Annotated in this window: 3 protein-coding genes; all 3 read right to left on the bottom strand. The window is 72.9% G+C overall.

Annotation, left to right across the window (positions count from 1 at the left end):
• Positions 1-90: 90 nt before the first annotated feature.
• The 3 genes from AB0O21_RS18155 to AB0O21_RS18145 all read right to left on the bottom strand — a co-directional run bounded on the left by AB0O21_RS18155 (position 91) and on the right by AB0O21_RS18145 (position 9,596).
• Positions 91-3,690 carry a LamG domain-containing protein gene (locus AB0O21_RS18155; RefSeq protein WP_365172130.1) on the bottom strand — a complete coding sequence of 1,200 codons (3,600 nt, stop codon included), beginning with the start codon at positions 3,688-3,690 and terminating at the stop codon, positions 91-93.
• Positions 3,687-5,255: a VCBS repeat-containing protein gene (locus AB0O21_RS18150; protein WP_365172129.1), complete on the bottom strand. Its 1,569-nt coding sequence runs from the start codon at positions 5,253-5,255 to the stop codon at positions 3,687-3,689. Before AB0O21_RS18150 ends, AB0O21_RS18155 begins: the two co-directional genes overlap by 4 nt.
• A 336-nt stretch (positions 5,256-5,591) precedes the next feature.
• Positions 5,592-9,596 (bottom strand): Rne/Rng family ribonuclease, encoded by a 4,005-nt coding sequence (locus AB0O21_RS18145; protein ID WP_365172128.1) that lies wholly within the window; start codon positions 9,594-9,596, stop codon positions 5,592-5,594.
• Positions 9,597-9,621 lie beyond the last annotated feature (25 nt).

The following is a 9,621-nucleotide window of genomic DNA, read 5'->3' as shown; positions in this document are numbered from 1 at the left end:
CACTCCACAGAAAAGGGGTGGGAAGGTACTGCGAAAGGGACAGGTGTGCCCGTCCCCGGGGGGACGGGCACACCTGTCCGGCAGGAGGGACTAGCGGTCGGTCAGCTCACCGGTGCCGGCGAGCTGGATGACGGACGCCGGGTCCACGGCGCCGTTGTACGCGCGGACCTCGTCGATGGCTCCGGCGAAGTACTCGGCGTTGCCCCGGACCGAACGGCCCACCTGGAGGCCGCCGGTGGCGGCCCACGTGGTGTTCTCGACGCCCTGCGCGGAGGCCAGCTGTCCGTTGACGTACAGCTTGATCTGACCGGCGAAGGCGTCGTAGACGACGGCGAGGTGCTGGCCGATCGGGTTGTTGTCCGGCAGCGTCTGGTCGTCGGAGAAGGTCTTCACCACGGCTCCGGCCGTGTCCGTCGGCGCTACGGCCAGCTCCCAGCGCTTGGTGGCGCCCTGGTAGCGGACCTGGACCCGGTTGGCGTTCGCGCCGGGCAGCGAGAACACGGTCTGCGAGGTCGTGGAGCCGATCGAGGAGATCTGGACCCGCGCCGAGAGCGTGAAGCTCGAGGCTCCGGTGACGGGAGCGTTCAACGTCGAGGCGTAGTCACCGCTGCCGTCGAGGACCATCTGGCCGACGCCCACCATGGGGGCGGTCTGGAACTCGTCCAGGGGGTCGGAGATGTAGAGGGCGGCGTTGCCCGCCATCGTCAGCGGCTGGCCGCCGCCGGCCTCGGGAGAGTTCGCGCCCTCGACGGAGTTGAGCTGCCAGTAGCCCTTGCGCTCCGGCTTGACCGTGGTGATCTCGGCGATCTGGCCCGGTACGAGCGGCCGGCGGAAGACGCGGACCTCGGCGAGGTCGCCCGCGAAGGCGTCCTCGTAGCCCGCCTTGTCGATGTGGCGGCCGATCTGGAACGCACCGTACGACTTCCAGGTGGAGCGACGGACCGTCTCGCCCTTGAGGTCCTTGTTCACGTACAGCTGGATCTTGCCGGAGGCTCCGTCGTAGAGGCCGGTGAGCAGCACCCACTCGTCCTTGACCGGGGTGACTCCGGTGGACAGGGCCTTCCACTCGCCGAGGCTCTCCACGTCACCGACCGGGACGGAGAACTTCCAGGTCTTGGCGACGCCGTCGTACCCGAGGACGAAGCCCGGCTCGCCGGTGCCGTCCTGGCTGACGACCGTCATGTCACGGCTCAGGTCGGAGGGCTTGACCCAGGCGCTGACGGTGAAGCCCGTCAGGGTGTCCAGCACCGCGCTGCCCGCGTCGACCCAGCTGTCCTGCGTACCGTCGAAGTGCGCGGCCCGGTCGATGGCGCCGCCCGGGCCGGGGACGCCGAAGGTCACGCCGGGGCCGAAGCCCGCCGGGTACTTGCCCTGCTCCTCGTCGGCCGCGTTGGTCTCCGGGTCGTCGGCGAGGTTCCACTGCGCCGCGGCGGTCGCGCCCGAGGCTACGTAGAAGCTGTACCGGGCCAGGGCGCTGGGGTGCGCGGCCTTGTCGACCGCCACGACGTCGACCCAGTGCGGGCCGGGCCGGGTGGGTGTCCAGCTCACCGAAGCGGGCCCGCCGGCCGCGGCGTTGGCGACCTCCTTGTTGGGCTCACCGTCGAAGGAGTAGCGGTACTTGACGACGTCCGTGTCGGGCACGGCGTCGTTCGGGTTGGGCGAGAAGGTGAAGGTGCCGGGGGCTCCGACGCCGTCGTGGTACTCGTTGGTGGCCGGGTACTGCGGGGAGATCACGTTCGGCTTGCCCGGGAAGGACTTGTCGTACATGAACTCGCACTTGCCGCTCCACGGGCCCCAGCCGTCGCCGTCGTGGGCGGCGACGCTCCACGAGATGGCCGTGTTCTCGGGGATGGTCGACTGCACGGTGTGCTCGAAGGGTGTCGAGCTCGTCGGCGCCTTGTAGTTGGTGTCCGACTCGTAGGACTTGGCCGCTCCGGCCGCGTCCTTCCACTCGAGCTTGAAGCGGACCTTGACCTGCTCGCCCGCGTCGGCGTCGTTCGCGATCGCGCGGAGCGTCGGCGGCACGTCGGAGTAGGGGCGGCCCGTCCCGGTGACGCACGCGCCGCCCGGGTTGGAGGACATGGAAGAGGTGCTGATGACACCGGGCAGCGTGTTGTAGCTGATGCTCAGGTACGCGTTGCCGCACACCCGCTTCCAGCCGCCGAAGGTGCTCTCGTCCTGGGCCCGGAGGTTGAAGAGCATCGAGGGCCAGCCCTCGTTGGCCGCGGTGCGCACGCTGTTGGTCAGGCCGCCGCTCACACCCGACTTGAAGTGCATGTTGGCCTGGGACTCACAGCTCGTGGGCTGGATCTTCTGGTCCAGCGTCTCGAGCGTCGTCAGCGTGGCGGACTGGGTGTTGCTCCAGTTGCTGCCACTGTCGATGTGGGCGGTGCTTCCCCCGATCCGCTGGAGCTGGATGGGTTCGGCCCGGGCGTCGGCCCAGTACACGTGCTGGACGCGTGCGCTGAAGGTGGCGCCGAGGATCTGCTTGCCCTTGTAGAAGGACAGCGGGATCTGGAAGGCGACCCGGCGGGTGCCGACACCGGCGCAGGACGCCGCGCTGTAGTCCGTCGGGCACTTGCCCACGCCCGCGCTGCCGGAGTAGCGCCACTCGCCGATCGTCGGCTTGCCCGACATGACCGCGGTCCAGCCGGAGCGGTCGGCGGTCTTCTGGATCGGGTCGATGACCACGGGGAAGACGGTGGCCCCGTCACGCAGCAGCTTCTGGTCGGGGACCAGGGTCAGCTTGTCGTGGGACACCTCGATGCCGAGGGCAGCGGCCTTGCCTCCGCCGCCCGGGCCTTCCAGGGCCGGAGCGAGCTCCGCGGCCGCGTCCTTCCCGGTCGGGGCGTCGGCCCGGGCCGCGGACAGCGACTGGGCGACGGCCTTGGGGCCCTTGGCGCGGGCGGCTTCCTCCTGGGAGGCGGCCGAGTCCCACATGGCCGGGGCGCCGGACTGGAAGACCGTGCCGCCGACCGCGCTGTCCTCGGCGGTGACGGCGCCGTTCGCGTCCTTCTTGTACGTCAGGCCCTTGGCCTTGAGGCCCAGGTCCAGGCGGGCCAGCCGCGGATCGGCTGCGGCCTGCGGGGTCTTGACGACCAGCAGGTGGCCGAAGCCGTTGGCCTCGGCGCGGACCTTGAGGTCGACGCCCGGCAGGGCGTCGGGGTAGGTGGCCGTGTCCCCGTCCAGGACGGGCGCGGCGAGCTTGCCGTAGGGCCAGGTCAGCGACATCTCGCGGGTGCCGCGGCGCATGGTGACGAAGGGCTTGCCCGCCGCGCCGTCGGAGAAGGTCAGACCGACCGTCGCCGCCTTCGGGCCGACACTGCCGTCCGCCCGCTTGACCAGGGTCTTGTCGATGTCGACCCACTTGCCGTTCTGCACGGCGTGGACCGGCTCGGTGTACTCGCGGGCCGTGTACGTGCCGTCCGGAGCGGCGAAGATCTCCCGCTGCTCGGTGCGCATCCCGAGGACCTCGACCTGCTTGCCGCTCTTGCGGGCGGCCGCGAGGGCTTCCTTCTCGGTCTGCACGGGGGTGCCGACGGCGACCGTCTCCGGGGAGCTCGCCGCGTCGTCCCCGCCCCACAGGTCCAGGCCGAGGGTGGTGGCCACGAGGGCGCCGGCGGTCACCGCGGCGAGCGAGGCCCGCCGCAGTACCGTACGGCGCAGGCCGCGTGTGGTGTCGTACGTCATCGGGCCACCGTTCCGAAGGTGTTGGCCTCGGCGGGAATGCCGCCCTGTCCGGGCTTGAAGGTCGCGGTCGGGGCGGCGCCGCCGCCGGTGGTCCACGGGTAGACGTAGACCGCGTGGCCGTCTGCGGGCCCGTAGGGCTGGCCGACGAAGAGGCTGCCGGCCGCCGCACCGAGGCTCATGCCGGAGTACAGACGGGATCCGGCGGGCGTCGGGAGGCCGTAGCCGGGCTCCAGGAGCACGTCGCCGTCGCCGGGCGCCCCGACCATCGGGACGATGGCGACCTGGCCGCGGTCCACGAGACCGTTCGGGCCGTCCTTGCCGGGCACACCGATGGCGAGACGCGTGTTGGCGGCGGTGGTCGTGGAGGTGGGGGCGGTGTTCGAGGCGGCCAGGCGCTGGCCGAAGTAGTCGCCGGCCGCCGAGGCGTGCTCGACGTTGGTGGTGTTCTGGTCGATCCAGGTGAGCTCCGTGTACGCCCCGGCCGCGTCGAGCTTGAACACCTGGACGGCGCCCGCGTCGACGGTGGTGGACAGGTCCTCGCCCGGGCTGCCGATCGCGAGGAGCGACTCGGTGGTGCTGGTGGCGCCCGCCGCGCGGTAGGGCACGGCGGCGAGCGCCGTGCCGAAGCCGTCGCCGTTCTCACAGGCGCCGAGCACGTTCGCGGTGTCCTGGGTGATGACGTTCAGCGGCTTGGGGACACCGGTGGTCAGGGCGTGACTGAAGATCGTCACCGCGCCCGCCTCGGGGATGGCCGCCTGCGCCTCGCCCGGAGAGCTGACCGCGAAGTGGGTCGGTGTGGCCGTGACGGCCGAGCCGAACCGGTCGTACGACTCCATGACGTCGGGCACCGCGCCGGCGGTGGCGACGTCCTGGGTCACGACACCGACCGTCACCGTGGTCGCGCCGGAGATGTAGAGGAAGCCGCCCGAGTCCACCGTGGTGGCGATGTCCTCACCCGGGAGGCCGATGATCAGGAAGGGCACGCCCGCGGAGCTCTTGCCGGCTGCGAGGGCGTATCCCACCCAGTCGTAGGCCTCGGCGGCGCCGGGAATCGGGCCCGTCCCCTGGACGTAGTCGGTGGTCGCCTTGCCGGCCGCGAGGCCGGTCGGAGAGCCGTAGACGACGGTGACGCGACCGGCGTCGACGCTGCCGTTGATGTCCTCGTAGGGCGAACCGATCGCGAGATCGGCGCAGCCGTCGAGGTCGGCGTCGTAGACCGCGAGGGAGTGGCCGAAGAGGTCGCCCGCCTCGGAGGGCCCGGCTGCCGCGGCCTCCTGGGTCAGTTCCAGGTTGCCCTTGCCGCCGCCGTACACGATGTGCACGACTCCGGCCTTGGAGACGCCGTTGGCGGTCGCCTCGGGGTCGGCGATCGCCGTGTCCCGGATGCCGTCCCCGTTGAAGTCCGATTCGGCCCCGGCGCATCCGGTGGCCGCGACGGCCGTGTGCACGAGGGGTGTCGGCCCTGCGGTCAGGGCCAGGGTGAGGGCCGTGGCCGTCAGGGCCCAGGCTCCTCTGGCGGCACGCCGCCTGGCCGCGCCGTGTGGCGCGGTTGTCGTTCTGCTCACGTGGCTGTCCCGTTTTCGTTGATCTCGAAGGCTCTGAGCGGCAGCCGGAAACCAGGAAGGAACAACGGAACGTGAAAGATGTGCGACACAGAGCGACATCGGCGCCGGTCAGAACGCGGACGTCAGCCCATCCCCCCGCTCGCCATGGACTCCCACCCGTGACAAGCCGCTATACAGAAAGCGTTGAGCCACATTGGCGTGAACCTGTCCGCTATGCAAGATCAGATGTCCGACATCAGGTGAACTCGCTCCCTAACGGATTGATCACGTCCGCAAAAAGGCCCCGCCCGGCACCTTTCGGTGCCGGGCGGGGCCGGGTCAAGCAGAAACCGCTGGTCAGGCTTCGGTCGGAGCCGAGACGGACGGGAGCGTCTGCTGCTCCGCCGCCGCGGTCTTCTTCGTCGCCCGCTTCGCCACGGTCTTCTTGGTCGTGGCCGCCTTCTTGGCGGTGCTCGTAGCGGCCTTCTTCGCCGCCGTCGCCTTCTTGGCGGTGGTGGCCTTCTTCGCCGCGGCCGCCTTCTTGGCCGGAGCCTTCTTGGCGGCCTTCTTCGCCGGGGCGGCCTCCACAGCCTCCCCGGACGGGGCCGCCTCCGGCTCGGGCTCGGGCTCGGCCTCCGTCACCGGGGCCTCGACGACCACCACGGCGGCCTCGGCCGCGCCGGCCGGGGAACCGGCCGGGGCGGTGGCCTTACGGGTGGCACGCCGGCGCGGACGGGCCGGCGCGGCCTCGGCCACGGGAGCCTCGACCACCTGCTCGGCGACGGGCTCCGGCTCGGCCTCGACCACGGCCTCGACGACGACCGGCTCCGGCTCCGGCACGGCGACCGGCTCCGGGGCCACCTCGGCCGCGGGGGCCGGGGCACCCGCCGGGGCGGTGGCCTTGCGGGTCGCACGGCGACGGGTGCGGCCCTTGGGGGCCTCCTCCACCACCGGCTCCGCGACGACCTCGACCGCGGCCTCCACCTCGGCGACGACCTCGGCGGCCGGCTCCAGGACGGTGTCGGCGGGCTCGGTCACCGGCTCGGCCTCGACCTCGACCTCGACGGCCGCGGGAGCCGCAGCCGCTGCCGGGGCCGGGACGACCGCACCGCGCGGGGCGCCCGCCGGGGCGGTCGCCTTGCGGGTGGCACGGCGACGGTTGCGGCGGCCGCTCAGGCCCGCCGCGGCCTCGGCCTCGGCCGGGCTGCTGTAGAGCTCCTCGCCCGCGACGAACTCCGGCTCCGGCAGCGCCACCGGCGCCGCGATCTCCGCGGCCACCTCGGCCTCGGACTCAAAGCCCTCCGCCTCGACCGTCTCGATCTCGTGGTCGTGCTGGTCGAACTCCGCGCGGCCGCCACGGCGCTTGGCGCGCTTGCCGCCGTTGCCACCGCCGCCGATCGCCGCCGGGGTCTCCATGTGCACGATGACACCGCGGCCGTTGCAGTGGACGCAGGTCTCGGAGAAGGACTCCAGCAGACCCTGGCCCACCCGCTTGCGGGTCATCTGGACCAGGCCCAGCGAGGTGACCTCGGCGACCTGGTGCTTCGTACGGTCGCGGCCCAGGCACTCCAGCATGCGCCGCAGCACCAGGTCGCGGTTGGACTCCAGGACCATGTCGATGAAGTCGATGACGACGATGCCACCGAGGTCGCGCAGCCGCAGCTGGCGCACGATCTCCTCGGCCGCCTCCAGGTTGTTCCTGGTGACGGTCTCCTCGAGGTTGCCGCCCTGACCGGTGAACTTGCCGGTGTTGACGTCGATGACGATCATCGCCTCGGTCTTGTCGATCACAAGCGAGCCGCCCGAGGGCAGCCACACCTTGCGGTCGAGCGCCTTGGCGAGCTGCTCGTCGATCCGGTACGTCGCGAAGACGTCGACCTCGGAGGTCCAGCGCGACAGCCGGTCGGCCAGGTCCGGGGCCACGTGCGAGACGTAACCGTGGATGGTCTCCCAGGCGCCGTCACCGCTGACGATGACCTTCGAGAAATCCTCGTTGAAGATGTCGCGCACGACGCGGACCGTCATGTCCGGCTCGCCGTACAGCAGGCTCGGCGAAGAGGTCGTGATCTGCTTCGACTTCTTCTGGATGTCCTCCCACTGGGCCTGCAGACGCTCGACGTCGCGGCGCAGCTCGTCCTCGCTCGCACCCTCGGCGGCGGTGCGCACGATGACGCCCGCGTCCTCGGGGACGATCTTCTTGAGGATGGTCTTCAGACGCGCGCGCTCGGTGTCGGGCAGCTTGCGGCTGATACCGGTCATCGAGCCCTCGGGCACGTACACCAGGTAGCGGCCGGGCAGCGAGACCTGGCTGGTCAGGCGGGCGCCCTTGTGGCCGATCGGGTCCTTGGTGACCTGCACGAGGACCGACTGGCCGGACTTCAGGGCGGACTCGATGCGACGCGGCCCGTTGGCCATGCCGAGCGCCTCGAAGTTGACCTCACCGGCGTACAGGACGGCGTTGCGGCCCTTGCCGATGTCGATGAAGGCGGCCTCCATGGACGGCAGCACGTTCTGGACCTTGCCCAGGTAGACGTTGCCGACGTACGAGGTGGCCTCTTCCTTGTTGACGTAGTGCTCGACGAGCACGTTGTCTTCCAGGACGCCGATCTGGGTGCGCTCGCCGGACTGGCGGACGACCATCACGCGCTCGACGGCCTCGCGGCGGGCCAGGAACTCGGCCTCCGTGATGATCGGCACGCGGCGGCGGCCCTGCTCGCGGCCCTCGCGGCGGCGCTGCTTCTTCGCCTCCAGGCGGGTCGAGCCCTTGATGGACTGGACCTCGTCGGACGGCTCGGCCTCCTTGCGGGCCGGGCGGGGCTCGCGGACCTTGACGACCGTACGGACACCCTCCTCGTCGCCCGCTTCGGCGGTGACGTCGCCGGGCTCACCGCTGCGGCGGCGACGACGGCGGCGACGACGGCTGGAGCTGGAGCCGAGGGCGGCCTCCTCGGCCTCCTCGTCCTCTTCCTCCTCGGCCTCCTCGGCCTCCTGCTCGGCGGCCTCGGCCTCTTCCTCGGCGGACTCGTCGAGGTCTGCGGCCTCGCCGCGACGGCGGCGACGGCCACCGCGACGGCGACGGCGCGACGGGCGCTCGCCCGACTCGTCGCCCTCTTCGAACTCGGCGGCCTCTTCCTCGAGCTCGGCCTCGGGCTCTTCCTCTTCCGCGAGCACCTCGGGGAGGGAGACGGGCGCGGTCTCGGCGACGGGCGCGGCCTCGGCGGCGCCACGGCCGCGGCGGCGGCGACGGCCGGCCGGCTGCGGGGCGGGGGCGGCCTCGGCCTCGACGACCTCGGCTTCGAGCTCCTCCTCCTCGAGCTCCTCCTCCGGGGCGGCGGCGCGCGCTGCGGCCGCGGCCATGGCGGCGGTCTCCGGGGTCTGGAACATCGGCTCGGCGAAGACCGGGGCCTGGAAGGTGGCCACGGCGGGACGCGCGGCGCGGCGGGCGGCCCGGGCGGGCGCCGGGGCGGCGGGCGCCTCGGGCTCGGCGGCGGGCTGCGCGGGGGCGGCCGCGGCGGTGGAACGGGTGGCGCGACGGCGGCCGCCGCGCTTCGGGGAGTCCAGCGCGTCGGCGACGGTGAAGGTCCGGGTGGCGGCCTTGGGGGCCTCCTCCACGACGGGGGCCTCGACGGCAGGCTCTTCGACGACCGGGGCAGCCTCGGTGACCGGCGCGGCCACGGCGCGGGTGGCACGGCGACGGGCACGCGGGGCCGGAGCGGCGGGCTCCTCGGCAACCGGGGCGGCGGGCTCCTCGACGACGACCGGCGCGGCCTCGGTCACCGGCGCGGCCACGGCACGCGTCGCACGGCGACGGGCACGCGGGGCCGGAGCGGCGGGCTCCTCGGCAACCGGGGCGGCGGCCTCCTCGACAGCGACCGGCGCGGCCTCGGTCACCGGCGCGGCCACGGCACGCGTCGCACGGCGACGGGCACGCGGGGCCGGAGCGGCAGGCTCCTCGGCCACGGGCGCCTCGACGGGCGCCTCCACGACGGCCTCGGCCGCAGCGGCCTCCGCGACCGGCGCGGCCACGGCACGCGTCGCACGGCGACGGGCACGCGGGGCCGGAGCGGCGGGCTCCTCGGCAACCGGGGCGGCGGCGGCCGGAGCCTCCACCACGATGGGGGCGGCCTCGGTCACCGGCGCGGCCACGGCACGGGTCGCACGGCGGCGCGGGCGGGCGGGAGCGGCGGCGTCAGGAGCGGCCTCCGCGGCGGGCGCGGCGGCGGCCTCGGTCACCGGAGCGGTCTCGGCGGCGGTCGCACCGGGCGGACCGGCGGGGCGGGAAGCGGCGCGGCGACGCCTGCGCGGGGGCAGGTTGTCGCTCGGGCTGTTGTTGTTGGTGGGGTCGTTCTCGATGTTGGGCATTGCGGGCGGTTCTCCCGTCACGCTC

Source organism: Streptomyces sp. NPDC091371 (assembly GCF_040684275.1).
In the GTDB taxonomy this organism is placed as follows: Bacteria; Actinomycetota; Actinomycetes; order Streptomycetales; family Streptomycetaceae; genus Streptomyces.
This window is presented reverse-complemented; position numbering and strand designations above follow the sequence as displayed.